Annotated in this window: 23 protein-coding genes; 1 reads left to right on the top strand and 22 read right to left on the bottom strand. The window is 38.4% G+C overall.

The window, feature by feature from the left end; all coding sequences use genetic code 11:
• Position 1: 1 nt before the first annotated feature.
• The 10 genes from smc to ASU02_RS09410 form a co-directional block, all read right to left on the bottom strand.
• Complete coding sequence (gene smc / locus ASU02_RS09455) at positions 2-3,568, bottom strand: chromosome segregation protein SMC (protein ID WP_057763180.1); 3,567 nt, start codon at positions 3,566-3,568, stop codon at positions 2-4.
• A gap of 50 nt (positions 3,569-3,618) precedes the next feature.
• Complete coding sequence (gene rnc, locus ASU02_RS09450) at positions 3,619-4,359, bottom strand: ribonuclease III (RefSeq protein WP_057763179.1); 741 nt, start codon at positions 4,357-4,359, stop codon at positions 3,619-3,621.
• A gap of 222 nt (positions 4,360-4,581) precedes the next feature.
• Positions 4,582-4,815, bottom strand: a complete 234-nt coding sequence (locus tag ASU02_RS09445) for an acyl carrier protein (protein ID WP_053475633.1) — start codon at positions 4,813-4,815, stop codon at positions 4,582-4,584.
• 116 nt (positions 4,816-4,931) lie between these two features.
• A complete protein-coding gene (gene fabG / locus ASU02_RS09440; protein WP_057763178.1) occupies positions 4,932-5,675 on the bottom strand; it encodes a 3-oxoacyl-[acyl-carrier-protein] reductase in 744 nt (247 codons plus the stop codon).
• Positions 5,672-6,619 (bottom strand): ACP S-malonyltransferase, encoded by a 948-nt coding sequence (gene fabD, locus ASU02_RS09435; protein ID WP_057763177.1) that lies wholly within the window; start codon positions 6,617-6,619, stop codon positions 5,672-5,674. Before fabD ends, fabG begins: the two co-directional genes overlap by 4 nt.
• Positions 6,620-6,640: 21 nt before the next feature.
• Complete coding sequence (gene plsX, locus ASU02_RS09430) at positions 6,641-7,633, bottom strand: phosphate acyltransferase PlsX (protein WP_057763333.1); 993 nt, start codon at positions 7,631-7,633, stop codon at positions 6,641-6,643.
• A 41-nt stretch (positions 7,634-7,674) separates the two neighbouring features.
• A complete protein-coding gene (gene fapR, locus ASU02_RS09425; protein ID WP_057763176.1) occupies positions 7,675-8,250 on the bottom strand; it encodes a transcription factor FapR in 576 nt (191 codons plus the stop codon).
• 63 nt (positions 8,251-8,313) lie between these two features.
• Complete coding sequence (gene recG / locus ASU02_RS09420; RefSeq protein WP_057763175.1) at positions 8,314-10,362, bottom strand: ATP-dependent DNA helicase RecG; 2,049 nt, start codon at positions 10,360-10,362, stop codon at positions 8,314-8,316.
• A gap of 225 nt (positions 10,363-10,587) precedes the next feature.
• On the bottom strand, positions 10,588-12,267 hold the full coding sequence (locus ASU02_RS09415) for a DAK2 domain-containing protein (RefSeq protein WP_057763174.1): 1,680 nt from the start codon (positions 12,265-12,267) through the stop codon (positions 10,588-10,590).
• 16 nt (positions 12,268-12,283) lie between these two features.
• A complete protein-coding gene (locus ASU02_RS09410; RefSeq protein ID WP_053475626.1) occupies positions 12,284-12,646 on the bottom strand; it encodes an Asp23/Gls24 family envelope stress response protein in 363 nt (120 codons plus the stop codon).
• Positions 12,647-12,991: 345 nt separating this feature from the next.
• On the opposite strand from ASU02_RS09410, the gene rpmB reads away from it, so the two are divergent.
• A complete protein-coding gene (gene rpmB / locus ASU02_RS09405) occupies positions 12,992-13,180 on the top strand; it encodes a 50S ribosomal protein L28 (protein WP_053475625.1) in 189 nt (62 codons plus the stop codon).
• 256 nt (positions 13,181-13,436) lie between these two features.
• On the opposite strand, the gene spoVM is transcribed toward rpmB, so the two are convergent.
• From spoVM to coaBC, 12 genes are all read right to left on the bottom strand, one after another.
• Positions 13,437-13,517, bottom strand: coding sequence for a stage V sporulation protein SpoVM (gene spoVM, locus ASU02_RS09400; protein WP_053475624.1), 81 nt, complete (start codon positions 13,515-13,517; stop codon positions 13,437-13,439).
• Between the two features lie 89 nt (positions 13,518-13,606).
• The gene (locus tag ASU02_RS09395; protein WP_057763173.1) at positions 13,607-14,254 is read right to left on the bottom strand and encodes a thiamine diphosphokinase; all 648 of its coding nucleotides are present in this window, start codon (positions 14,252-14,254) and stop codon (positions 13,607-13,609) included.
• A 181-nt stretch (positions 14,255-14,435) separates the two neighbouring features.
• Positions 14,436-15,095 carry a ribulose-phosphate 3-epimerase gene (gene rpe, locus ASU02_RS09390; protein WP_057763172.1) on the bottom strand — a complete coding sequence of 220 codons (660 nt, stop codon included), beginning with the start codon at positions 15,093-15,095 and terminating at the stop codon, positions 14,436-14,438.
• Between the two features lie 2 nt (positions 15,096-15,097).
• Positions 15,098-15,979 carry a ribosome small subunit-dependent GTPase A gene (gene rsgA, locus ASU02_RS09385; protein ID WP_057763171.1) on the bottom strand — a complete coding sequence of 294 codons (882 nt, stop codon included), beginning with the start codon at positions 15,977-15,979 and terminating at the stop codon, positions 15,098-15,100.
• Positions 15,980-15,989: 10 nt separating this feature from the next.
• Positions 15,990-17,978, bottom strand: a complete 1,989-nt coding sequence (pknB, locus tag ASU02_RS09380) for a Stk1 family PASTA domain-containing Ser/Thr kinase (protein WP_057763170.1) — start codon at positions 17,976-17,978, stop codon at positions 15,990-15,992.
• The gene (locus ASU02_RS09375; RefSeq protein WP_057763169.1) at positions 17,975-18,733 is read right to left on the bottom strand and encodes a Stp1/IreP family PP2C-type Ser/Thr phosphatase; all 759 of its coding nucleotides are present in this window, start codon (positions 18,731-18,733) and stop codon (positions 17,975-17,977) included. Before ASU02_RS09375 ends, pknB begins: the two co-directional genes overlap by 4 nt.
• A gap of 4 nt (positions 18,734-18,737) precedes the next feature.
• Positions 18,738-19,823: a 23S rRNA (adenine(2503)-C(2))-methyltransferase RlmN gene (rlmN, locus tag ASU02_RS09370; RefSeq protein ID WP_057763168.1), complete on the bottom strand. Its 1,086-nt coding sequence runs from the start codon at positions 19,821-19,823 to the stop codon at positions 18,738-18,740.
• A 2-nt stretch (positions 19,824-19,825) separates the two neighbouring features.
• Entirely contained in the window at positions 19,826-21,178 is a 1,353-nt protein-coding gene (gene rsmB / locus ASU02_RS09365; protein WP_057763167.1) for a 16S rRNA (cytosine(967)-C(5))-methyltransferase RsmB, read from the bottom strand.
• A complete protein-coding gene (fmt, locus tag ASU02_RS09360; RefSeq protein WP_057763166.1) occupies positions 21,175-22,125 on the bottom strand; it encodes a methionyl-tRNA formyltransferase in 951 nt (316 codons plus the stop codon). The genes rsmB and fmt overlap by 4 nt, the downstream gene beginning before the upstream one ends.
• The gene (def, locus tag ASU02_RS09355; protein ID WP_057763165.1) at positions 22,125-22,607 is read right to left on the bottom strand and encodes a peptide deformylase; all 483 of its coding nucleotides are present in this window, start codon (positions 22,605-22,607) and stop codon (positions 22,125-22,127) included. The genes fmt and def overlap by 1 nt, the downstream gene beginning before the upstream one ends.
• Before the next feature lie 75 nt (positions 22,608-22,682).
• A complete protein-coding gene (gene priA, locus ASU02_RS09350) occupies positions 22,683-25,091 on the bottom strand; it encodes a primosomal protein N' (RefSeq protein WP_057763164.1) in 2,409 nt (802 codons plus the stop codon).
• Positions 25,088-26,296, bottom strand: a complete 1,209-nt coding sequence (coaBC, locus tag ASU02_RS09345; RefSeq protein ID WP_057763163.1) for a bifunctional phosphopantothenoylcysteine decarboxylase/phosphopantothenate--cysteine ligase CoaBC — start codon at positions 26,294-26,296, stop codon at positions 25,088-25,090. Before coaBC ends, priA begins: the two co-directional genes overlap by 4 nt.
• Positions 26,297-26,472 lie beyond the last annotated feature (176 nt).

Genomic DNA, 26,472 nt, shown 5'->3' with positions numbered 1-26,472 from the left:
TTTATTGGGTAACTAACTCCTTCGTTTCTTCCAAACGAACAGAAACTAATTTAGAAACACCTGATTCCTGCATCGTTACTCCATATAAAACATCTGCCTCTTCCATCGTTCCTTTCCGATGGGTAATGACAATAAACTGCGTTTCTGTGCTGAATCTTTTTAAATATTGGCTAAAACGGGATACATTCGCTTCATCAAGTGCAGCTTCTACCTCATCAAGTATGCAGAATGGTACAGGGCGCACTTTCAAAATAGAGAAAAGCAGAGCGATAGCTGTTAATGCACGTTCTCCGCCAGACAGAAGTCCAAGATTTTGCAACTTTTTTCCTGGAGGCTGAGCAACGATTTCCACACCAGTATTCAATAAATCTTCTGGATTCGTTAATTTCAGGTCGGCTCTGCCTCCGCCAAATAATGAACAAAAAACTGACTCAAAATGATAGCGTATTCCTTCAAAAGTTTCTTGAAAACGTTTTTTCATTTCCGTATCCATCTCATCAATTACTTGGAATAATGTATCTTTTGCTTCTTGGAGATCATTTTTTTGCTCCAGAAGAAATTCATACCGTTCTGAGACGCGGTCATATTCTTCAATCGCACCAAGATTTACAGTACCAAGCTCTTCGATTGCCAATTTAATCAGTTTTACTTTTTTCCTTGCTTCCTCCGCTGGAATCGTTAATGGGTATTCATCCTTGGCAGCCTCAAATGAAAGCAAATATTCTTCGCGTAAATGTGTTAATCTATTTTCCAATTCAACATCAAGTCTGTTCAGCTTTACCTCTTCATCCTTTAATGTTTCAGTCATCCCTTTATACTGTCTTTTAAGCTCTTTTGTTTCAAGCTCAAAATCCTCAAGTGCTGATTGAAGCTTTAGACGTTCTTCTCTTCTCGATGAGATTAGTGCAATTGTTTCTGTTTTATCCTGAAGTTTTCTTTGGGCTGCATCCTCAAGCTGCTGTTCACCTGAAAAGCTATTGGTCATTTCAGAAGATAATAATTGTAAATCCTCTTTAATGGTCTCTAACTTTTCTTGGTTAAATGACAACTCAGAAGAAATAGCTTCGAATTTATCTTTAACATGGTTCAATTGCTCCGTTTTTGCAGCATAATTCACTTTTAAATCATTTATTTCAGTATGAAGCGTTTCCTTTGACGTTTGCTGCATGTTTTTTTGATCAGTAAGCCTATTAATTTCTATATCATAGGAAATAATCTGATTTTCAATCTCCGACAGCAACAAGTCAAGCTCAGACTTTCTTGTTGCTAATCTTTCTTTGTCCTCTGAAAATTGTGCCTTATCAAGATCATACAAGGATAACCTTTCATTCAAGCTTTTTTCTTCAAATTCCACTTCACGAAGATCGCCTTTTACAGCTTGCTCCTTTAATCGAAGCTCTTCTCCTGTTTTTCTTAGCATTTCAAGATTATCTTCAAGCTTTTGAATATCTGACTTTAACATTTTAACTTGCTCTTCCATGCTAAGAGTTTTTGTTTCCATGTCATTAATTCTTGTTTTTAATTCCTCAAGCTCACTTTTTCTGCTTAAAATGGAGGAAGTCTTTTGTTTTAAGGCTCCTCCTGTCATTGATCCACCAGGATTAACAACATCCCCATCAAGTGTGACGAGCCGCACACGATACTGAAGGATCTTTGCCAATTCATTTGCACCTTGTAAATCTTTCGTTATCACTACATTCCCAAGCAAATTATGAATTATTTCAATGTATTTTGGATCTGTTTCAATTAATTTTGCAGCAACACCAATGAATGAAGGATGATGTTGAATGGACTGTAGCTGACTAGGATTTATGGTCTTTCCTTTTATTACATTAAGAGGAAGGAATGTTGCTCTTCCATAAGAATTTTTTTTCAAATATTGGATGGCATCCCTGCCATCCTTTTCGGATTCAACAACAATGTGCTGCGTTGCTCCCCCTAAGGCTGTTTCAATAGCTGTTTCATAATCCTTTGATACTTGAATTAATTCAGCAACGGCACCTTCGATTCCCTTTAGCTTGCTTCCTCGTGCCTTAAGAACCTCTTTTACACCTTGAAAGAATCCGGAATATTCATCTTCCATTTCCGCGAGCATTTCTTGTCTGGATTTTGACTTTTGTAAATATTGATAAGCCTGATAAAGAGTTGTTTCTTGTTTTTGGTAATTATTTTTTGCTGTTTCCAATCTTCTTTGTACATCTCTAAATTTCTTTACCTGCTCGTCCAGCTCATTTTGAACACTTAGAAGGTGAGATTGAACAATTTCCTTTTTTTCAATGATCTCTTCTCTTGTTTGAATAAAAGCTTCATTGTCTTTTTCAAGCCTAGATGTCCGATAGCCCAGCTGGCTTTCCTGCTGTTCAATGTTCTGCAGTTCATTCTTGGCAGCCGCTTGTTTACTCAAAACTTCAATATAGTCACTTTTAATTGTTTCAATCTTTTCCTCTGTATTCTCGCTAAACAATTTTAGCTGATCCTGCTTTTTCTTTAATTCCTTTTGCAGCATGGCGGCAGCTTGTTCTATTTCTAATAATAGATGTGATTGCTTTTCTTTTTCTTTCGCCAATTCCAAATCTTTTTGTGTCAATTCTTCTAAACTTCTATGAAGCTGTTCTTTATTCTGAGAAGCATTTTTCTTTCTTTCTTTTAAAACTTCTTTTCTTCCTTCAAGCTTTTCTAGTTCCTCACTTGCATGCAGCAAAACATTCTGCAAATCATTTATGGATTCATCGATTGCTAGTGCATGGTCTCTTAATTCTTCTATTTTCGCTTCCTTGCTTTGCAATGTTGCAGAATGCTTTATTTCATTTTGCTTATGAAGTTCTAATTCCTTTGAAAGTTTCTCCCATTTTGAATGTAAATCCTCAATTTCAAAAACAGTCAGAGCCACTTCTATTTTTTCTAGTTCTTCCTTATGTTCTAAATAATCCTTTGCAATGGATGCCTGTATTTTCAATGGTTCTACTTGAGTTTCTAATTCATATACAATGTCATTTACTCGGTTTAAATTCTCTTGTGTTTCAGAAAGCTTTCCCTCTGCTTTCTTCTTTCTTGTCTTATATTTAAGAACCCCAGCTGCTTCTTCAAAAATGGTTCTTCGCTCTTCAGCCTTACTGTTAAGAATCTCTTCCACTCTTCCCTGACTTATGATGGAAAAGGCTTCTCTTCCTAGACCAGAGTCCATAAATAAATCAATAATATCTTTTAACCGGCATGATTGTTTATTTATTAAAAATTCGCTTTCCCCTGAACGATAAACTCTTCTTGTCACACTCACTTCGTTATAATCAATTGGCAGACGCTGATCCTCGTTATCTAAGGTGAGCGTAACTTCGGCAAAGTTCAGCGATTTACGCGAATCACTCCCAGAAAAAATAATATCTTCCATTTTTGCACCGCGCAAAGATTTAGCTGATTGTTCCCCCAACACCCAGCGGATCGCATCAGTAATATTGCTTTTCCCGCTTCCATTCGGTCCAACAACCGCTGTGACCCCGGGAACAAAATCAACCATTATTCTCTCTGCAAACGATTTAAATCCAACTACATCTAACCGTTTTAAAAACAACTGCTGCTCCCCCTCACCCCAGGACATTATTTCCCTAGTACTTTTTGTCTTTACGTATGACTTTTTAGCACCTCAAGTGCCATTTGGGCAGCGTGCTGTTCTGCTTCTTTCTTCGATCGGCCAGTTCCAATCCCTAATTCTTTTCCATTCATTGATACTCTTGATACAAATTCCCGATTATGTGCCGGTCCTTTTTCTTGTAAAATTTTATATTCAATCAAACCAGTTCCATCCCGTTGAATAAGCTCTTGAAGCTGGCTTTTAAAATCCATTACATGTGCAAATGCACCCGAATCAATCTTGGGAAAGACAACTTTCTCGAGAAAACGAATAACGGTTGGCAGCCCTTGATCCAAATATAGTGCACCAATAAATGCCTCAAATACATCAGCAAGCAGAGCAGGCCTTTCCCTTCCACCGGTCATTTCCTCGCCTTTGCCTAAAAGAATTAATGTCCCAAACGACAAGTCATGTGCAAATGATACTAAAGAAGGTTCACAAACAACAGCAGCCCTTAATTTCGTTAATTCTCCTTCACTCATCATTGGATACTTAAGAAATAGAAAATGCGAAACAGTTAATTCTAGAACAGCATCTCCTAAAAATTCTAGTCTTTCATTATCTTCATGTGGTTTACGGCGATGCTCATTTACATACGATGAATGGGTGAACGCTTGCTTTAGCAGTTTTTCATTTTGAAATTGGATCCCTAGCTTAGTCTGAAATTCTTTAAATTGCTTATCTATTGAACGAAAAATGCGTTTTTCTTTGTCTTTCCCATTATTGTGCATATTGTTTCACCCTTGTTAGTTATAAAATTGTTTTCTATCTATAGCTATTCCCGTTTTCACACAATAAAGCCCCGTTTCAAAACGGAGCTTTAAGAATACCGTATTTACTGTCCACAATTACCTAAAAAATATGACCCAGGTAATAATGGACAGGAAATACGAATTTTTGTAGTGCAGTGAGGGTATGTAACCCTCACTGAAAGTTCAATCGTATCCCTTGGATTATTGTTTCGCTTGTATGTAGTTAACAGCATCACCAACTGTTGCAATCTTTTCAGCGTCATCATCAGAGATTTCCATATCAAACTCATCTTCTAATTCCATTACTAATTCTACAACATCAAGGGAATCAGCGCCAAGGTCATCTTTAAATGAAGCTTCAAGCTTAACTTCTGATTCTTCAACACCAAGACGGTCTACGATAATCTTCGTTACGCGTTCTAATACATCTGCCATCCTTATTCACCTCCCCTCAAGACATTATAGAGTATTTTTCACAATTAATAAATGCTCCATAATCAAATTTATTAAGCAAATATTTAACATATGGTCAAGCACTTAAAATATAATGCTTACATCACCATTCCACCATCAACATGAAGTGTTTGTCCAGTCATATATCGGCTGTCCTCAGATGCTAAAAACACAACAACATTCGCAATATCTGATGGTTCACCGAATCGAGCTAACGGAATTTGCTTCAGCATTAGATCCTTTACATCCTCAGTTAGTTTATCCGTCATATCCGTCGTAATAAATCCTGGAGCAATCGCATTAACAGTGATTCCGCGTGATGATAATTCCTTAGCCGTTGTCTTTGTCAGACCAATAACGCCAGATTTTGCAGCAACATAATTTGCTTGGCCCGGATTTCCGCTCACACCTACGATGGATGAAATATTAATTATTCTTCCACTGCGCTGCTTCATCATTTGTCTTGTAACTGCTTTCGTACAAAGAAAGACCCCTTTAAGGTTGATGTTAATCACATCATCCCATTCTTCCTCCTTCATTCTCATAAGAAGATTGTCTTTCGTAATTCCAGCATTATTGACGAGAATATCAAGCTTTCCATAGGTATCAATTGTTGCCTTAACCATATTTGCTACCGACTCGCCATTCGACACATCGCATTGAACGGCAATCGCATTTCTTCCTAGCTCCTTAATTTCAGCAACTACTTGATTTGCTCTTTCTTCGCTTCCGGAATAATTAACAACAACGTCTGCTCCTTGCTTAGCAAGACCTAGGGCAATCTCTCTTCCAATTCCTCGAGAAGCACCAGTTACAAGAGCAACTTTCCCCTCTAGCTTCATTGATTTTCCTCCTTTAAAGACTCAATTACCTCAAAACAGGTTTCTTTATCCGAAACAGCAAAAATTCGCACCGTTTTATCAATTTTCTTTACTAGGCCAGATAGAACCTTTCCTGGTCCAATTTCAATAAACGTATCGACGCCTAGGGAAATCATTTTTTGAATAGAATCTTCCCATAAAACTGGGGAATATAATTGTTCAATTAATCGGCTCTTTATCTCAGCTGAAGAAGACATTTCAGTTGCAGAAACGTTTGCAATTACTGGAATGTTTGCATCATTTACAGAAATTTCGTTAAGTATGCCTTTGAATTTTTCAGCAGCAGGCTTCATAAGCTCTGAATGAAAAGGACCGCTTACAACCAAAGGCATTACCCGCTTGGCTCCTGCTTCCTTTGCTCTTACTGAGGCAAGTTCGACCCCTTTTTTTGAGCCAGAGATAACAATCTGGCCAGGACAATTTAAATTGGCTAATTGAACAGGATGTCCCTCATTAGTAATTTCTGATGTAACATCAGCCAGTTTGTCTCGGTCAAGTCCTAAAACTGCTGCCATTGACCCTTCTCCATTAGGGACTGCTTCTTCCATAAATTCGCCTCTTTTTCGAACCGCGTACACGCCATCCTCAAAAGAAAATGCCCCAGCAGCAACAAGTGCCGTATATTCACCTAGGCTATGTCCTGCAGCATAATCAGGTTGAATACCTGATTGTTTAAAAAACTCTAAAATCGCAATACTAGTCGTTAAAAGGGCTGGCTGCGCATTTGTAGTTAAGGTCAGCTCTTCCTGTGGACCCTCAAAAATAAGAGCAGAGAGCGGGTATTTTAATCTCTCATCCGCTTTATCGAAAATAGACTTAACCGTTTCATCCATTTCAGCTAAAGATTTGCCCATTCCAACTGTTTGTGAACCTTGTCCTGGAAATAGAAATGCTATTTTTCCCATTTCAACTCTCCTTATTCAACTTTATTTTGACGCTTCCTTTTCCACAGCTTCTTTGATTGTTTGAGAAACTGAGTTTTCAACCATGTTTCTTGTTTGTCTTATAGCACTAAATATTGCATTTGCATCGGATGAACCATGCGCTTTAATAACTGGCGCCTTTAAGCCAAACAAACCTGCACCGCCGTACTCTGAGTAATCCATTTTTGATTTTAATTGAACGAGATCTGGTTTTAGAACAGCTGCCGCCATTTTGCTTTTAAAACTGCTAGTAAGCGCTGTTTTCATCATTTTAAACACAGATAGTGCGGTGCCCTCGATCGTTTTAAGAACCATATTGCCTGTAAAGCCGTCTGTTACTACGACATCTGCCACTCCATCCAGCAAATCTCGTGCCTCTACATTTCCAATAAAATGAATATTTGCTTGCTGAAGAAGTTCAAATGCATTCTTAGCTAGCTCATTCCCTTTTTTCTCTTCTGTTCCGATGTTCAATAGACCAATTCTTGGATTTGATACCCCCCGAACCTTTTCAGCATAGATAGAGCCCATTATCGCGTATTGCAGCAAATGCTCTGGTTTTGCATCAACATTGGCACCTACATCAAGAAGCAGAAACCCTTCTCCGCCGATTGTTGGTAATGTCGGTGATAAGGCCGGGCGTTCAATTCCTTCAATACGGCCCACAACAAAAAGACCTGCAGCCATTAATGCTCCTGTATTTCCAGCTGATATACAAGCATCTGCTTGTCCATCTGCTACCTGCTGTGCAGCAAGAACCATAGAAGCTGTCTTCTTTCGACGAACGGCTCTAACAGGTTCATCTGTAGGAAGAATGACTTCTTCTGTATGTAAAATTTCAATCCGTTCAGCGGATGTTACATATTGCTTTATTTTTGATTCGTCTCCAACAAGGGTAATATGAATATCTTTATATTCATTAATCGCTCTCATTGCTCCAAGAACAATTTCTTTTGGCGCATGATCGCCGCCCATTGCATCTATTGCTATTTTCATATTTCTATAACTTCCTTTGTTATTAATTTGCGAAGGAGTCATTAAGACCTTCGTCCTGCTTCAGACCGGAACATATCAAATTCACCTTTAAAAACAAGTTCATTATTAACAAAGCTAGTCACTTCTACAATCGTTCTTCCCTTTTCCGTATCTATCTTGACTACCCTTGCTTTCGCAATTACCCTCTCATTTTGCTTTACAGACCGAGTAAATTGAATATTTGCTTTGGCAGTTAATGCTAGTTCGTCATTGATTAAAGCAACTGCAAGCGAATTTGCCTGTGCAAATAGATGATGTCCCCTGGCAATCTGATTTCTTCTAAAAACATGCTCTTCTTTAATATCCAAGATGGATATAGCCGTTTTATCTAGCTCTATATCAATAATTTCACCGATTATTTCCTCTATCGGCAATGCTCGCACTTCATCATCAAAATTTTTTTCGGCGACATTTTTTATTCGTTCGCGCAGCTCAGGAATTGATAGCTCCAGCCGATCCAGCCGAATGGTTTGAACACTAACCATAAACTTTTCCGCAAGCTCTTCGTCCGTAACAAAAGGATTTTCTTTTATTGTTGTGTTTAATAATGCCTGCCGTTCCTTTTTAGTTCTTTTCATTTTAACACACCGTCCGCGTTATTAAGACTAGGTACTAATAGTAGTATATAATTAAGAATCGCTTTAATCAAGCTTTTCTCCTTCTAAAACACCTGATTCCTTCAAATAATTTCTTAAATACATATATTCAGAGGAATGCCAAAACTCATTTGACTGTACTAATAGAGCCGCATCATTTCTGGCAGTCTCTAACGCGCGATAATCATGAACCATATCTGCGACTTTAAATTCAGGAAGTCCACTTTGTTTTTTACCAAAAAAGTCTCCTGGGCCTCTTAACTCGAGATCCTTTTCACTAAGAAGAAAACCATCATTTGTATCTGTCATTATTTTCATCCGTTCCTTACCGACTTCTGATTTAGGATCAGCCAGTAAAATACAATAGGATTGTTCACTGCCACGTCCGACTCTTCCTCTTAGCTGGTGAAGCTGAGCGAGTCCGAATCTTTCCGCATCATAAATGACCATCATCGTTGCATTTGGGACGTTTACTCCTACCTCAACAACGGTAGTTGATACTAGAACTTGTTTTTCATTTTGACTAAATGCCTTCATTACCGACTCTTTTTCATCTGGAGTTAGTTTTCCATGCATGAGTCCGATTGTATAACGGCCATTAAAATAATGAGTTAAGTTGCTGTGGACATCAATTGCATTTTGAACATCTAGTTTGTCTGATTCTTCAATAAGGGGGCAGATGACATAAGCTTGATGACCTGCACGCAATTCTTTTTCCACGAAAACAAGTATGCGGTCTAGCATATCAGGCTTTGCCCAATAGGTTTCAATGACCTTTCTTCCTGCAGGCATCTCATCTATAATGGACACATCCATTTCTCCAAACACAGTGATTGAAAGTGTTCTCGGAATGGGTGTTGCAGTCATAAATAGTACATCTGGGTTTTCTCCCTTTTCCCTTAAGACTCTTCTCTGCTCCACTCCAAATCGATGCTGTTCATCGGTGATGACAAGTCCAAGATTGTGAAACTCGACCTCATCCTGTATTAATGCGTGCGTTCCGATTAAAACATCAATTTCTCCCGTTTTTAACAATTGCAATATTTCTTTTCTGCGTTTTCCTTTTACAGAACTAGTTAATAGCTCGCATCGAAGCTGGAATGGTTCAAGCATCACTTTCAACGATTCCATGTGCTGTTCTGCTAGAATTTCCGTAGGGACCATTAAAGCACCTTGAAACCCTGCTGTTGTACTTGCATAAAGGGCAATGGCTGCAACCGCTGTTTTTCCCGAGCCAACATCCCCCTGTAATAGCCGATTCATCCTAAACGGAGACTTCATATCTTTAAGGATTTCATTCACTACCCGTTTTTGAGCATTTGTAAGAGAGTAAGGGAGAGACTCAAGGAATGTTTGAAGTGATTCTAGATTATAATCTTGTGCAACCCCTTTTGTATGGTCTCTTTCAAATTTTCTTAATGATTGCATTTTTAACTGAAAATAGAAAAACTCTTCATACACAATCCGTCGTCTTGCTTGCTTAAGCTCTTGCTGATCAGTTGGAAAATGCATAATCCTTATGGCAGTTTTCTTATTTAATAGCTTATAGTTTTTTAAAAATTGTTCAGGTAATGTTTCTTCAATATACTCCCCAAATTGATTAAAGGCTAAATTAATAAATCTTCTTAAGCCTTTAACTGTAAGCTTTCCCTTTACAGTATAAACAGGTTCAAAATCTTTAGACTTTGTCTGTGAACCAATATGTATCTCACTTGCCGTTATTATTTGTCTATGCTGATCCCATTTTCCTGTTACTGACACTGTTTCATTAATGCCAATCTTATTTTTCACATAAGGCTGATTAAATAAAACGACCTGAACAAGATATCTTCCAACAAGTACTCTTACAGTTAATCTTGAACGCTTTCGGCCATAATAAACGAGAGAAGGCTCACTGTGTACCTTCCCTTCGATTGTAATTCGTTCATCATGTTTTACGTCAGCTAAATCACGAAGACGATAATCTTCATAACGATAAGGGAAATATTCCAGCAAATCATTAACTGTCCGTATCTTCATTTCACCAAGAATTTCTTCTGTTTCTCCACCGATTCCTTTAATAGCTGTTATGGACTGATTTAAGATTTCATTCACGATCGTTTAGCGGAAAATAATATCCGCCTTCCCCCCTTCCCTATCAATTTTTCATTATAAAGAAAAACCAGCGACTGCCAGCCTTAAAAAGGCGAAGACAGAGGCATAGTTGCACTTACACGTTATTCCTATAATTTATTTATTAAGTCGAATAAACTACTTGATGAAAATTTATGTTAACTTAACGTACAAAAAAGAAGGGGATTCCCCTTCTTTTCACATCGCTTATTCAATCGCGAAAATGAATGCATACAGTGGCTGCTTTCCATCATGCACTTCAATTTCTACATCTTCATATTTATCTTCTGCGAAGCCAATTAGCGCTTGAATGTCCTCATCAGTGGCATCTTCACCTTTTAAAATGGTTAAGATTTCTGAATCAGCATCAATCATCTTCATTAATAAATCTTTTGCCGATTGGACCTTATCTTTATTTTTTACAACAATTTTCCCTTCATTAATCCCCATGAAATCATTCTTTTCGATTTCAAGACCATCAATGCTCGTATCTCTAACAGCAAAAGTTACTTGACCTGTTTTCACATGCTTTAATGCTTCATTCATCACTTCTTCGTTTTGTGAAAGTTCCGCACCCGGATTGAATGCAAGCAGTGCAGACATTCCTTGAGGAACTGTCTTCGAAGGAATAACAATCACTTCTTGATCTGACACCTCAGCTGCCTGTTGTGCAGCCATAATAATGTTTTTATTATTAGGGAGAATAATCACTTTTTTAGCATTTACTTCATTTATCGCTTTAACAATATCTTCCGTACTTGGGTTCATTGTTTGGCCACCCTCGATAACTGCATGTGCACCAATACTGCGGAACAAATCAGCAATTCCGCTACCCATTGAGACGGTTACAATCCCATATTCCTGTTTTACTTTTTTCGAGGAATTTTCAGAAACTAACGGCGTTTGCACTTCATCTACCAAATTGGAATGCTGCTGACGCATATTTTCAATTTTCATGTTAATCAGGCTGCCGTAACGTTGACCATATGTTAAGCAATTTCCTGGCTGTTCAGAGTGAATATGTACTTTAACAAGTTCTTCATCAGCAATAACTAATAAAGAATCTCCATATTTGCTTAAATCCTGACGGAATTTTTCTTCAGTAAATGGATTATTTGCAAGCTTTGCACTTTCAAACTTCACCATAAATTCAGTACAGTAACCGAATTCAATATCCTCAGTATTCATAAAACTATGGACATTTTTATGGTGCTCCGCACTAACTAGCTCGTCCATTTTGGGAAGTGATGCAGGTGCATCCGGCAATTCTTCTCCTTTTAATTCAGCAAGAAAGCCTTCGTATACGAATACAAGCCCTTGTCCCCCGCTGTCAACCACTCCCACTTCCTTAAGAACAGGCAATAAATCGGGTGTACGGTTTAAAGAAGCTTTTGCCTCTTTCACTACCTCATCCATAATAGCGATAATATTATCTTCATTTTTTGCTACTTGAACTGCCTTTTTCGCGGCATCCTTTGCGACTGTTAATATTGTCCCTTCTACAGGCTTCATTACTGCTTTATAGGCAGTTTCCACCCCATTTTGAAGAGCTGCAGCAAACTCTTTGCCGTCTATTTCTGCTTTTTGTTCAATCGCTTTCGAGAATCCGCGAAATAATTGTGACAGGATAACACCAGAATTTCCACGCGCTCCCATCAGCAAACCTTTAGAAAGTGCTGACCCGACTTTTCCAATGTGCGGCTGAACATTATTCTTTACTTCTTTAGCCCCTGAAGTCATTGATAAATTCATATTTGTTCCTGTATCACCATCAGGAACAGGGAAAACGTTAAGTGCATCTACCAATTTCGCATGAACGGACAAATGGTTCGCACCGAGTATAACCATTTCGGCAAATCGTTTTCCGTCTAAAACTTTAATTGACACAAATCTTTCCTCCTCACTACGGGTTCGTTACACGAACTCCCTGAACGTAAATATTGACCGACTCTATGGCTAGGCCAACTGTTTGATTAAGCGTGTATTTTACTTTCGATTGGACATTATGAGCAATCTCGGAAATTTTTGTTCCGTAACTAACAATAATATACATGTCGATATGTACTTCATCGTTTTCTTGGCGAACAATTACACCGCGGGTAAAATTCTCTTTACGCAAAATTTCTGTTAAGCCATCTCTTATTTGTTGCTTAGAGGCCATACCAACTATACCATAGCAGTCAACAGCCGCTCCACCTGCAAGCGTAGCAATCACGTCATTTGAGATATCAATTTGGCCGAATTTCGTTTTAAGTTCGATTGACATATTTCTTTCCCCCTTTAAAATTGTTCTACCCTATTTTTGCTCCTAGAGCTATTACTTTCGAAGCAGATTATCCACACACCTTAAAATATTTTACTATAATTACATTTATTTTGAAAGCTACAGTCTATATTTTATTATAGCTTATTCAATCATAGTGTATGTCAAGGTTTTTTTCTTGAAAGTCAACTATTGCAATAAAAGGGGTTGTATGATAAATTATTAAAGTATCTTTTAATGTCTAAAAATAAGTTTTGCTTTTTTTAACATTAAATCACTTTGGTCATCTAACATGGCAAATGATTCTTAAAAAAGTTTTGAGCTTATGTGTTAAGGAGGGAAATGAATATGCCACGCAAATGTGTTGTAACTGGTAGAAAAACAACTACAGGTAATGCACGATCTCATGCTATGAATGCTAACAAACGTACATGGGGTGCTAACCTTCAAAAAGTACGTATCCTTGTAGACGGAAAACCGAAACGTGTTTGGGTTTCTGCAAGAGCGCTTAGATCAGGTAAAGTAGAACGCGTTTAATTACGTGTCGGGACATCCCTATGGGATGTCCTTTTTCTATAAAAAAGCGTAAAGCGCCTTGGTCATTGACGTTCTAACACATAGGGCCAGGTTCTTTCGATAAAGGAAACACGAAGAGCGATAACGCATTCGTGCTTGACGCAATCATTACGGAGGGGACTGAAGTTTTCTAGGCGATAGGACGCTTGCGCTAGGCAATTCTCAATTCCAAAAAATAAAGCACCTTTATCAGGTGCTCTTTTCTTCGTGTATTGATTCAATTTTTCTTGAAGGTTCCTAACATCGCGCGGACAATACCGCCTAAGAACTTCGGCAATTTAATTGTATAAAATCTCATTACTCATGTCCCTCCTCGATCTCACACATCCATCTTCACCATTCATCATATTCAAAATAAATAGATAAGTACTAATCAATTTTTCAGACCTAATCATTACTTCTTACAACCATTAATATGCCTTTTGAAAATGAAAAATGACCACAATCGTTAATAAGTTCATTACTTATGCATAAAGTGGATCCCAAAGGGAGTTGGCGATCCACTAAAGGATATTTAAATCCTTCAAGTGTAATGCCGCTAACCTCCATTGTGATTGGCAAGAATGAAATGTATTTAAAGCCTGGAATTTTTTTTATTGAATACTTGCCTGGCATTCGAAGAAACACGATATTTTTTTTGTCGAATATTTCCACCAGCATGCTGTGATCCCTTTGCAATGGTTTTATTAGTAATTGAATATTTGCAATAAAATGATCGATCCTGCCTCCTGTCGCTCCAAAAACTCTAATTAATTCAGGCTTTTGTTCAATCGCCCACTCCAGCGCCAATTCCATATCTGTTTCATCTTTTTCAGGCATGAAACGGTTCAATTCATCTACACCTTGCTCAATTGCAGCCATTTCATCATCAGTAACTGAATCGAAGTCACCAAAAGCAATCGTCGGTTTTATTCCATTTGATAGAAGTGTAAAAACCCCTCTATCAACCCCCACCCAAATATCTTCATCTGTTTGATACCTTTCTAGCTTTGGCAATAGTTCAATCGGTCCGCCTGCCAATATATTTATATTCATTTTTTCGACCACCTTATAACGGCTATTAGAAAATCTTGGCTCTCTCCAATTCCTTCCAGAAAAACACATTAGTTTTTATTATACGATTGTATTGGTTTATTGAAAGCGGAACATCACCTAAATTAACCTTAAATTTTCCTGCTACCTAAAAAGAAGCCAGCTAGTGATAGCTGACTTCGAATTAATTGTGTATGGCACTGCCTTTAATAGCAGCAATTGCCTTTGCACGATCCTTTTGATTATAAACTGCTGAGCCAGCTACAAGCACATTCGCACCGGCTTCAACACAAAGCTTTGCAGTTTCCTCATTTACGCCGCCATCTACTTCAATTTCAATATTCAATCCTCTATCATCTGCCATTTTCTTTACAGCAGCAATTTTTCGGAGAACAGATGGGATAAATTTTTGACCGCCAAAGCCTGGGTTTACTGTCATTAGCAGAACCATATCCACGTCTTCAATAATATCCTGAATCATCTGAACTGGTGTTGCAGGATTTAATACAACTCCTGCTTTCACACCTAAAGATTTGATTAAATGGATTGTACGGTGCAAGTGACGGCATGCTTCCACATGAACGGTAATATAATCTGCTCCTGCATCTGCGAAAGACTCAATATACTGATCTGGATTCTCAATCATGAGATGTACATCAAGAGGAAGCTTCGTCACGGGACGAATCGCTTCAACAATTAAAGGGCCAATTGTAATATTCGGAACAAAATGCCCGTCCATTACATCGACATGAATGTAATCTGCTCCTCCTCTTTCAACATCCTTAATTTCCTCCCCTAGCCTAGAAAAATCAGCAGATAGAATGGAAGGGGCTACTTTCACCATAGTTAATACCTCGGCTTTCTGTCTTTAATTTCTTGCAAAAATGTAATATAGTGCTCATACCTATAAGAAGGGAGTTCCCTATTTTCAATAGCAGCCTTAACTGCACATTTTGGTTCTGCTTTGTGGAGACATCCTCGAAATTTACATTCCTCACTCAGCTTTTCAATTTCTGGGAAACAAAAGTTAAGGTCCGGGATCTCTATATCCATAAATTCAAGAGAACTAAAACCAGGTGTATCTGCAACTAAGCCTTGTCCAACTTTAATCAGCTCCACATGCCTTGTTGTATGCTTTCCTCGCCCGAGATGGGAAGAAATGTCATCCGTTTTTAAATCTAAATCCGGATTGAGCACATTAAGAAGAGAAGATTTGCCAACACCTGACTGCCCGGCAAAAACAGAAATTTCCCCCTCTAGATAAGGATATAATTCCTTAATTCCTTCTTCGGTTTCAGAAGAGGTTAAGAGGACATCATAGCCTGCCTTTCGATAATCCACGGCATATTGCTGTATTTCCTTATTTTGCACCTCGTTAGTTAAATCCATTTTAGTAATACAAATGATCGGCTTAATGCGATTAAACTCTACTAATACAAGAAAACGGTCAAGAAGGGCCGTACTAAAATCAGGCTCAACAGCAGAAAAAACGAGAATGGCCTGATCCACATTCGCAATTGGCGGCCGGACAAGTTCATTCTTCCGCTCTCTTACTTCTAAAATATACCCTTCTTTCTCATTTTCAGCTTGGAAAACAACTTCATCACCGACAAGCGGGGTTATTTTATTCTTTCTAAAAACCCCTCTACCACGGCATTGCACGATCTCGTTCCCAGTTAATACATAATAAAAACCGCTTAATGCCTTTATGATTTTGCCCTCAGGCATAGCAACACTCCTATTCCGGATACAACACTTCCTGCTGGTCAATAACAGTATTATCTCTTCTTACTTGATATACCGCTTTCTGCCCGTGTTGAATCTCAAGCTCTAATCTGAATTTTCTCGTTTCCGTAATGTATTCTGTGATAAATGGATCGGTTATACTTCGATTCATATCGTTAATATAAATTTGCACTTCCTGTGGCTGTCCTTCGATAACGGGTTCATACGGTACCGTTACCTCCACAAATTTTGTTTTAGGCGGGATTTCTTTTTTTCCTTTAGAAATAGCTACCTTCACTTTGCTACCCTTGGTAACTTGAGCCCCAGCATTTGGCTTTTGCCAGATAACAAGCCCCTCTGAAACGGTATCACTATATTCTTCTATTCCGAATTCAATCACTACACCAGTCGATTCTTCATATTCTTGAAGCCCTTTTTTATTATAATCTCTTAAGTCTTTTAAAGTAATTGGTGTTGGTCCCTTGCTAACAGTAAATATCAGTTCTGTATCTTCAGGAACAACAAGCTCTCCCTCTTGCTTGCTTTGTTCTAAAATGGTACCGGCAGCCTTACCTTCATCATTCACTTCTTTTTTCTCGATATTCTCGCTCTTGAAATTACTCTTTTCCAATAATCGAACAACATCATCATAAGATTGACCTGTATAATTGTCTAATTCAAATTTTTCCTTTCCAAGACTTTCATAAAGATCAACCATTGCACCTTCTTTTAGGACTGTTCCTGCTTTTGGATCTGTTTTAATTATTAAACCCTCATCTAATTCATCATCATTTATTTGAATCGTCTCACCGATACTAAATCCAGCTTCTTCTAGCTGCTTAACTGCATCATCTGCTTTTTCACCGGTCAATTCAGGTACAGATATTTCATCAGGCGCTAATAAATCAGGTAGAACAAATACAACAAAAATACCAAGGATAATTAAGGCAAAAAAAGTAGAAACTAAAATGGTTGTCCATTTTTTTCTTTTTTTCTGTTCTTTTTTTACGCTCTTCTCTTTCTTTGGTTTTATATCCTGAGGCGTTTGATTCCCTTTGACGTCCTTATCTCGAATGACCGTTTCATCCATATTTGAAAAGGATTGGCTATCTGTAATGATCGGAATCGCCTTTGTCGCATCATTATCGATTGGGACTATAAACATTTCTTCATTCATCCGGTCAGGCTCAAGTGCCGTCCTAATATCCTCTTCCATTTCCTCTACACTGTCATACCGGTGAAATGGATCCTTTGCAGTTGCCTTGAAAACGATATTTTCGACACTTTGGGGGATTGATGGATTCCATCTTCGTAAAGAAGGTGTTTCAGATTGCAAATGTTTAAGTGCAATAGAAACAGCAGATTCCCCAGAAAACGGCAAACGTCCTGTCAATAATTCAAACATTACAATCCCAAGCGAATAAATATCTGATTTCCGATTGGCCATTCCGCCTCTTGCTTGTTCCGGTGATAAATAATGTACAGAGCCTAAAACAGAGTTCGTTTGCGTTATACTTGTTGCACTTAATGCCATTGCTATTCCAAAGTCTGTGATTTTCACGTTGCCAAGACGGTCAATTAATATATTATGAGGCTTAATGTCTCGATGGATAATATGATTTTGATGGGCATGAGAAATAGCTGATGTTAATTGCTTCATTATATCCAGCACTTTGTCTACCTGTATTGGACTGTTCTGTTGTATGTATTGTTTTAATGTTTGTCCATCTACATATTCCATCACAATATAGTATATTGAATCTTCTTCCCCAACATCAAAAATACTTACAATATTCGGATGAGCAAGACTTGTTGCTGACTGTGCTTCACGGTGAAAACGGCGTATAAATTCCTCATCATTAGCAAAATCCAGACGCAGCATCTTCACTGCTACATCACGGTCTAGAATCATGTCATGGGCTAAATAAACATTAGCCATTCCGCCTCCGCCAATGATTTCAAGAATTTTATATCTCCCGCTAATTCTTTTTCCAATCATCATAAGCCATCACCAGAATTACTACCATCCAAAAACTCTACAATAACTAATGTTATATTATCTTCTCCACCGTGGTTATTAGCCAATTCTATAAGAGAAGAAGCTTTAGCATTCAAGTCAGTTTCACTTTCAAGCATGTCGATCATTTCAGACTCAGTCACTTTATTGGATAAACCATCGGAGCATAATAAGAGCAAGTCCCCTTCTTCAAAAATAATCGTTTTAATATCAATACTTACAGATTCTTCTGTCCCTAATGCCCTTAATACAACATTTTTCATTGGATGATGCTCAGCATCCTCTTTCGAAATTTGTCCTGTTCTAACCAGCTCATTCACAAGCGAATGATCATCTGTTAATTGCTGAAAACCTGTTTCATTTAAAATATAGCATCTGCTGTCACCTATATTTGCTACGGTTGTAAAACGGTCAGTACAAATGGCTGCAACCATTGTTGTCCCCATACCTTCACATTCAGAAACCTTTTTTGAATGCTCATAGATAAGCGTATTCCCATTTTCAATATTCGTTTTCAGCCATGCTTCCGCCTCATCAGCGGTTTGGATTTCTTCTGTTTCTCTCCATACATTCTGTAAATTTGTCAGTGCCATTTCACTTGCTACATCACCAGCACGATGGCCGCCCATGCCATCTGCAACAATGGCAAGGCGCTGACCGCTTTTATTAGTAAAAACTCCACCGTTATCTTCATTATGCTGGCGAATTCTGCCTCGGTCTGTCATATAAACAGCTTTCATCTTGTCACCTCGTCTCCTCTTTTCGCTCCTTTGCACGAAGTTGTCCACATGCTGCATCAATATCATGACCCTGTTCTCTGCGAACAGTTACATTCACGCCATGATTTTTTAACGTTTTTTCAAACTTATTAATTTGCTCTTTTGGTGTTCTTACATAATCTCTTTCAGGAACATAGTTGACAGGGATTAAATTTACATGGCATTTCAACCCTTTAATCAGTCTTGCCAATTCTTCCGCATGTTCAACCTGATCATTTACACCGCCAAATAATCCATATTCAAAGCTAACGCGTCTGCCTGTCTTATTAATATAATAGCGTATGGCATCCATTAAGTCAGGCAATTTATAAGCTCGGTTAATAGGCATTAGACGACTGCGAAGCTCTGTATTTGGTGCATGCAGCGATATGGCAAAATTAATCTGCATATTTTCATCTGCAAATTTATAGATTTTCGGGATAATACCGCTTGTAGAAACAGTAATATGACGTGCACCAATATTTAAGCCCTTGTCATGATTGATAATTTTCAAAAACGAAAGCATATGGTCAAAATTATCAAACGGCTCGCCAATTCCCATAATTACGACGGAACTAACCCGCTCATCCGTCTCATCAAGCGCTTGCTGTACTTTTACGACCTGAGCAACAATTTCTCCTGCTTCCAAATTACGTTTTAATCCACCTAATGTAGATGCACAAAACGTACAGCCAATTCTGCAGCCCACTTGTGTTGTTACACATACGGAGTTTCCATAATCATGCCTCATTAATACTGTTTCAATTGAGTAGCCGTCATGAAGTTCAAATAAAAATTTAATTGTACCGTCTGAGGATTGCTGCTGAATAATCGTTTTTAACGTAGTTAAGGTGAACGCTGATTCCATTCTTTCTCTTAACTGCTTCGATAAATTAGTCATCCCTTCAAATGACGTGACTCTTTTTGTATAAAGCCAATCAAAAATTTGCTCCGCACGAAATGCTTTCTCATTATTCTCTTTGAGCCAGTCTTTAAGCTCCTGCAGTTGTAAAGAATAAATGGAGGGTTTCTGATCTATTGTTGATTGTTTCTTAGCTGTTACTTGTTCCATTCTTACACCTTCTTTCTTAAACAGGCTATATAAAAGCCGTCCGAACCAAAATCCTGTGGTAAAATTTGAAGTTCAAATCCATGAACTAAGGGACGAATCGCTGCAGGCATCCGATCCTTAATAGTATGGTCTTCTTCAAAATCCACCTCATTTTTTATAAATGACTCCACTACCAGCTGATTCTCTTCCTTATCAACTGTACAAGTACTATAAACTAGAATACCACCTTTTTTCAACAAAGGGGAAACAGCTTTTAATAAGTTTAACTGTATCAATGATAGCTGCATTAAGTCTTCTTCTTTTTTCGTATACTTCATATCTGGCTTCCTTCTCATGACACCAAGGCCTGAACATGGAGCATCAAGCAAAATTCGATCAAATGATTCTTTTTCGAAATGTTCTTGAACCTTTCTGCTATCAAGTGTTTTCGGTTCAATATTAGTAAGCTCTAATCTAGTAGCATTTTCCTTAATTAGCTTTACTTTATGATCATGGAGATCAAGTGAAATGACTTTTCCTGAGTTTTGCATTCTCTCTGCAATATGAGTTGATTTCCCTCCGGGTGCAGCACATCCATCCAAGATCCTTTCATTTTCAGAGGCACCTAATGCATAGGCCACAAGCATAGAGCTTTCATCTTGAATCGTTAGATACCCCTCTTTAAAAGCATCCGAGTTTGCAAGATTCCCTCTGTAGCACTTAATTGCCTCTGGTATCATAGGACTAGCTTCTACTTGGAAACCTTCCTCAGTAAGCTTCAGAATGCAATTCTCTCTCGTGATTTTTGTTAAATTGACTCTTGCCGTCTGCAAAGGAGCCGTTAAATTAATCTCACACATCTGCTTTGCTTGATCGAAACCGAGCTGGTCGACCCATCTTTTTACAAGCCATCTCGGGTGACTTGTTTCAATAGACAATCTTTCGATTGGATCCTCTAGTGTTTCGATAGATGGCAGACCTTGTCGCTGGATATTTCTCAGTACACCATTGACCATCCCTGAAATCCCTTTATGTCCCTTTTGCTTCGCAATCTCTACAGCCTCAAAAATGGCCGCACGGTCAGGAATTTTATCTAAATAGACCATTTGATATAATGTGAGACGCAATAATTGCTTAACCCAGCTTTCCACTTTTTTATTTCCCTTTAAAAATGGCTGTAAATAGAAGTCTAGGCTCATTCTCCGCTGCAATGTACCATATGTTAATTCTGTCAGCAGGCCGATGTCCTTTTGGTTTATTTCATTTTTTTTAATCGCATTATTTAGAAGAAGATTACTATATGCCTGATTCTTCTCTATTGCTTCTAGCAGATCTAGTGCAGTTTCTCGGACATTTTTCTTCCGTTCTTTCTTCATTGTTCTTCCCCAAGGCAGTCGCCCACTTGAATTTGGGAACCAGCCCCCCTTAAAAATTGCTCAGCTGACATTTTTTTCTTGCCTGATGGCTGCAGCTGAAGAATTCTAATAGCTGTACTATTGCCAGTAGAAACGATTACTGCCTGCTCATCCAATCCAATAATCGTTCCTGGTGTCTTATCTGCCAGTGCATTTGTTTTCTCAGCCCACCATATTTTAATAACTGCTCCATTAAAAGTTGTATAAGCAACCGGCCAAGGATTTAATCCACGAATATGATTATAGATTTCTTCCCCAGTTTTTGACCAATCAATCTTTTCTTGCTCTCTTTTAATATTTGCAGCAAAAGTAGCTTCCTCGTCATTTTGAGGAATAGCAGCCAATTCACTTTTTAATAATTTTGGCAGTGTTTCTGATAGTAGCTGAGATCCTGCAGCACTTAATTTATCATGCAATGAGCCAACTGTATCCGTTTCAGCAATCGGCACTTCAACTTGAGTTAAAATATCTCCAGCATCCAGCTTTTCCGCCATATACATGATCGTAATTCCTGTTTTTTCTTTTCCTTGAATAATTGAATAATGGATCGGTGCTCCCCCTCTAAGTTCTGGAAGCAAGGAAGCATGAACATTAATGCAGCCATATTTCGGCGCTTCCAGCAGCTCCTTTGGCAGAATTTGACCAAAAGCAGCGGTTATAATTAAATCTGGATTTAATGCCACTATTTTTTCAAGTTCTTCAGGCTGACGGATTTTTTCCGGCTGAAAAACTTGAATCCCATGTTTTTCAGCTTCTACTTTTACAGGTGGCGGAGTCAGCACTCTTTTTCTTCCTACTGGACGATCTGGCTGTGTCACTACCCCAATCACATCATAGCCATCATTTAAGATTTGCTGCAGAACAGGAACTGAAAAATCCGGTGTTCCCATAAATACAATTTTAGTCATTATTCTTCCAACCCTTCCAACTCTTCTTCATCCAAATATCTTATTACCTTCGAAGTGAATAATACACCGTGCAGATGATCAATTTCATGTAAAATCGCTCGTGCTAAAAAATCTTCCGCTTCAAACGTAAAGAACTTTCCTTTTCGGTCCTGAGCTTTTATTTTCACGTATAACGGCCTGCTTACTTCTCCAAAAAGATTAGGGAAGCTTAAACACCCTTCCGGTCCGGTCTGTTCTCCGCTCACTTCAAGAATTTCTGGATTCATCATTTCAATTGTTCCATTATCGTCATCTATATCAACAATCGCAGCCTGCATATCAAGTCCGATTTGAGGGGCTGCTAGTCCAACCCCATCAAATTCAATCATCGTATCATACATATCATTTAAGATTTTCACTAACTTTTTATCAAATTGCGTAACTGGCTTGCATGGGACCTCAAGGATTTCTGCGGGGTATTCTACTATTTTTCTGACTGACAATTTCCTTCCTCCTGTATGATCGCTATCCAACTATTTTCAACATTTTTATTCATATTCATAACCGTACGGCCAATTTCACATTAGAATAAATGGATTTACATCTACCGATATTTGTAAACCGCCTAATGAAATTTCTTGTTGATATTGATCGAGTATTTTCTTTAATGCTGTATTCAGCTCCGGTTCCCGTTTGTATTTTATCAAACATTGATACCGATATCTATTATTGATCCTAGGAATCGGCGAAGCGACAGGTCCTAAACAAATCGCTTCATTCGATAGTCTGGAACGTATAAAAGAGGTTATTTTTTCTGTTATCGACACTGTTTTCATTAATTCTTCATGACTGACCGTGATAAGTGAGAGATAATAGAAAGGAGGATACCTATGGATTTTGCGCACCATCATTTCTTTTTCATAAAAACGGTCAAAATCCTGTTCTCCTGCTAATTCCACACTATAATGCTCAGGTGTATAGGTTTGAATAACAACCTGACCTTCTTTCTCATGCCTTCCTGCCCGTCCACTCACTTGTGTTAATAACTGGAAGGTTTTCTCTGATGAACGGAAGTCAGGTAAGTGCAGCATCGTATCCGCAGACAAAACGCCGACTAATGTGATATTGGGAAAATCAAGGCCTTTTGCAATCATTTGTGTGCCTAAAAGAATATCTGCATGGCCCTCCTGAAATTGATCAAGCAGCTTTTCATGTGAACCCTTTCTGCTAGTTGTATCCACATCCATTCGGATCACTTTCGCATGAGGCAAAATTTTGACTAGCTCTTCCTCCACTTTTTGCGTACCAGTGCCAAAGTATCGAATATGCTCACTATTACATTCCGGACAAGACTTAGGTACATGTGCTTCATACCCGCAATAATGGCATTTCATTCTCTGACTTGCACGATGATATGTCAGGGAGATATCACAATTTGGACAATTAACAACATACCCGCAGTCTCTGCACATGACGAAAGATGAATGACCTCTTTTATTGAGGAAAAGGACAATTTGTTCTTTCTTCTCTAGCCTGTCCTCAATTTTTTCTAAAAGAAGCCGGGAAAACATCGAGCGGTTCCCCTCTCTTAATTCTTCCCGCATATCTATGATTTCGACACCAGGCAGCGCTTGATTATTCATCCGATTCGGCATGGAGAGAAGCGTATATACCCCCTTTTGTGCCCTTGCAAACGATTCAAGTGAGGGGGTGGCGCTTCCTAGTACAACTGGGCATTGATGAGTTGTCCCACGTTTAATTGCAACATTTCGGGCATGATACTTTGGGTTATCCTCCTGCTTGTAGCTTGTCTCATGTTCCTCATCTATGATAATAATGCCTAAATTTTCAAATGGAGCAAATATGGCCGATCTAGCTCCGACAACGACCTTAACTTCCTTCTTCTGAATTTTTCGCCATTCATCATATTTCTCCCCAGCGGATAGCCCGCTATGAAGGACAGCCACTTCATTTCCAAATCTTCCTTTAAAGCGCTTGACCATCTGTGGAGTCAATGAAATTTCCGGGACAAGAACAATGGCCTCTTTCCCTTCCTGCAGCACTTTTTGGATTGACTGAAGATAAATTTCCGTCTTTCCGCTCCCTGTCACCCCATATAACAAAAAGGTTTCATGATTATGTTCACGTATGGATGCAAGAATTGGCATAATTGCTTTTTCTTGATCCTCTGTAAGCGGAAGCGCTTCTGTATGTGAAAAAACTCTTTCTTCGAATGGATCACGATACACTTCCATCTCTTTTTCTTCAAGAAATCCTTTTTGGACTAATCCCTTAATTGTTGAAGCAGAAATGCCTAGTTCAGATAAGAGCTTACGCAACTCGACTGGAGCTTCTGCATCAAGAAAAAAATCAATGACTTCTTTCTGTTTTACAGCCTGTACAGGTAAATTTTCCTTTTCTGCTGCTAATTGCTGCTTTGTTAGCCTAGATATAATATGTTTTAATTTTTTCTTTCTCACACGCTCTTTTACTTCATATATAATTTCAACTTTTCCGTTTGCAACTTCCCTTTGCATAAGGTTTAAACAGCCAAGTTTTACTGCTTCCTCCCACGGAATCATATCATCCGCTCCAAATACAGTTCTGATCTCAGCTGGCAGGTTTGTTACATCTGCCGTTAATTTCAGTTTTTTTTCATATTTTGCTTTTAATGCAGCAGGAAGCATCACTTGAAAAGCAGAAATTTTATAGCATAGTGTTTCATATGTCAGCCACTCTCCAAGTGCTAAAAGCTCTTGATTTAATATCGGCGTTATATCCATTGGTTCAATTAATTCTTTTAATTTGCCAAAGTCTGATTCTGGCTTTACTGCAATAACAAAACCTTGTATTTTTCGAGGACCAAAGGGAACGATAACTCTCATTCCAGGCTTGATTACTTCAACTAAATGAGCAGGAATAACATAATCAAATGGCCTGTCCGTTTGTTTAGCAGGTACATCAACGATTACACTTGCTATGGTCATTTCATTTCATTCCCTAATAATTGCGAAGCTTCATTTAAGATCCTAATAGCTACTTCGTTTTTCGATAGTAGAGGCAGCTCTATTACAGTCCCATCTCGCTTGAATAGCGTCACAATGTTCGTATCCGTACCGAATCCAGCCCCTGCGGTCTTCACATTATTAGCTACAATCATATCTGCATTTTTCTTTAATAGCTTTTTTTGAGCATATTCAGCAACATGGTTCGTTTCAGCTGCAAAGCCAATGAGGAGTTGTTTTTTCTTATTCTTCCCCAACTCCAAAAGAATGTCCGTTGTTCTTTCAAGCTCCATGCTTTCGTCCCCATCCTGTTTCTTTACCTTATGATCATAGCTGTTTTTTGGACGATAATCTGCCACTGCTGCTGTTTTAATGACAATGTTTGCATCCTTATATTCCTTCATAACAGCTTGATACATATCCTCAGCACTCTCGACTTGAATAAGGTTTACTCCTGCAGGTGCTGGTATGCTAACAGGACCAGAAATAAGAACAACCTTTGCACCTGTTCGGGCAGCCTCTTCAGCTATGGCGTATCCCATTTTTCCTGATGAATGATTCGTAATATATCTCACTGGATCGATTTTTTCCCGGGTAGGACCAGCTGTAATGACGATCTTTTTGCCTATCAGCTTTAAATCCTTAGGCTGAAAAAAAATCTCGATATTCTCTACAATTTTCTCCGGTTCCTCAAGACGGCCTTTCCCTACATATCCGCATGCAAGATATCCTTCTCCAGGCTCAATAAACCGATACCCAAACCGAAATAATGTATCGATATTTTGCTGAACAGCTGGGTGATTATACATATGAACATTCATAGCTGGGGCAATCCACACTGGCTTAGTTGCCGCAAGCATTGTTGTTGTTATCATATTATCTGCTATACCATTTGCAAGCTTTCCAATGACATTGGCAGTTGCTGGTGCTACTAAAATCAGATCAGCCCAATCTGCAAGATCAATATGAGCAATTACCTTAGAGTCCTTTTCATCAAATGTATCAGTATATACATCATTTCTTGATAATGCCTGGAATGTTAGCGGGGTAACAAATTCACAGGCAGATTCACTTAAAATGACCTTCACATCTGCACCTGCCTGCGTAAGCTTGCTAGTTAATGCGGCAGCCTTATATACAGCAATACCGCCTGTTACACATAATAGTATTCTTTTTCCGTGCAGCATTCTATAACCCCCATTTTGTTTCTATCATTTTCTCTCTTTTATTATGCAAGAAGTATGGCTTTTTTTCACGTTTTATGTCGAAGAGCAAATGTGTGGAATTGCATTGATCATTGCAAACAAACACAGATGGGCCGGTTCTTTCGATAAAGGAAACCCAAACAACGATAGTGAATTAA

The sequence above is a fragment of the Cytobacillus praedii genome (genome assembly GCF_001439605.1).
Lineage (GTDB): Bacteria > Bacillota > Bacilli > Bacillales > Cytobacillaceae > Cytobacillus > Cytobacillus praedii.
Note: the sequence above shows the minus strand (reverse complement) of the source record. Positions and strands in the feature narration are given on the sequence as shown.

Excerpts from the sequence above, each read along its gene's own strand:
- rnc (WP_057763179.1), bottom strand. The coding sequence starts at position 4,359 with ATGCACAATAATGGGAAAGACAAAGAAAAACGCATTTTTCGTTCAATA.
- ASU02_RS09445 (WP_053475633.1), bottom strand. The coding sequence starts at position 4,815 with ATGGCAGATGTATTAGAACGCGTAACGAAGATTATCGTAGACCGTCTT.
- fabG (WP_057763178.1), bottom strand. The coding sequence starts at position 5,675 with ATGAAGCTAGAGGGGAAAGTTGCTCTTGTAACTGGTGCTTCTCGAGGA.
- fabD (WP_057763177.1), bottom strand. The coding sequence starts at position 6,619 with ATGGGAAAAATAGCATTTCTATTTCCAGGACAAGGTTCACAAACAGTT.
- plsX (WP_057763333.1), bottom strand. The coding sequence starts at position 7,633 with ATGAAAATAGCAATAGATGCAATGGGCGGCGATCATGCGCCAAAAGAA.
- fapR (WP_057763176.1), bottom strand. The coding sequence starts at position 8,250 with ATGAAAAGAACTAAAAAGGAACGGCAGGCATTATTAAACACAACAATA.
- ASU02_RS09410 (WP_053475626.1), bottom strand. The coding sequence starts at position 12,646 with ATGTCAATCGAACTTAAAACGAAATTCGGCCAAATTGATATCTCAAAT.
- rpmB (WP_053475625.1), top strand. The coding sequence starts at position 12,992 with ATGCCACGCAAATGTGTTGTAACTGGTAGAAAAACAACTACAGGTAAT.
- spoVM (WP_053475624.1), bottom strand. The coding sequence starts at position 13,517 with ATGAGATTTTATACAATTAAATTGCCGAAGTTCTTAGGCGGTATTGTC.
- ASU02_RS09395 (WP_057763173.1), bottom strand. The coding sequence starts at position 14,254 with ATGAATATAAATATATTGGCAGGCGGACCGATTGAACTATTGCCAAAG.
- rpe (WP_057763172.1), bottom strand. The coding sequence starts at position 15,095 with ATGGTGAAAGTAGCCCCTTCCATTCTATCTGCTGATTTTTCTAGGCTA.
- rsgA (WP_057763171.1), bottom strand. The coding sequence starts at position 15,979 with ATGCCTGAGGGCAAAATCATAAAGGCATTAAGCGGTTTTTATTATGTA.
- pknB (WP_057763170.1), bottom strand. The coding sequence starts at position 17,978 with ATGATGATTGGAAAAAGAATTAGCGGGAGATATAAAATTCTTGAAATC.
- ASU02_RS09375 (WP_057763169.1), bottom strand. The coding sequence starts at position 18,733 with ATGAAAGCTGTTTATATGACAGACCGAGGCAGAATTCGCCAGCATAAT.
- rlmN (WP_057763168.1), bottom strand. The coding sequence starts at position 19,823 with ATGGAACAAGTAACAGCTAAGAAACAATCAACAATAGATCAGAAACCC.
- rsmB (WP_057763167.1), bottom strand. The coding sequence starts at position 21,178 with ATGAAGAAAGAACGGAAGAAAAATGTCCGAGAAACTGCACTAGATCTG.
- fmt (WP_057763166.1), bottom strand. The coding sequence starts at position 22,125 with ATGACTAAAATTGTATTTATGGGAACACCGGATTTTTCAGTTCCTGTT.
- priA (WP_057763164.1), bottom strand. The coding sequence starts at position 25,091 with ATGACCATAGCAAGTGTAATCGTTGATGTACCTGCTAAACAAACGGAC.
- coaBC (WP_057763163.1), bottom strand. The coding sequence starts at position 26,296 with ATGCTGCACGGAAAAAGAATACTATTATGTGTAACAGGCGGTATTGCT.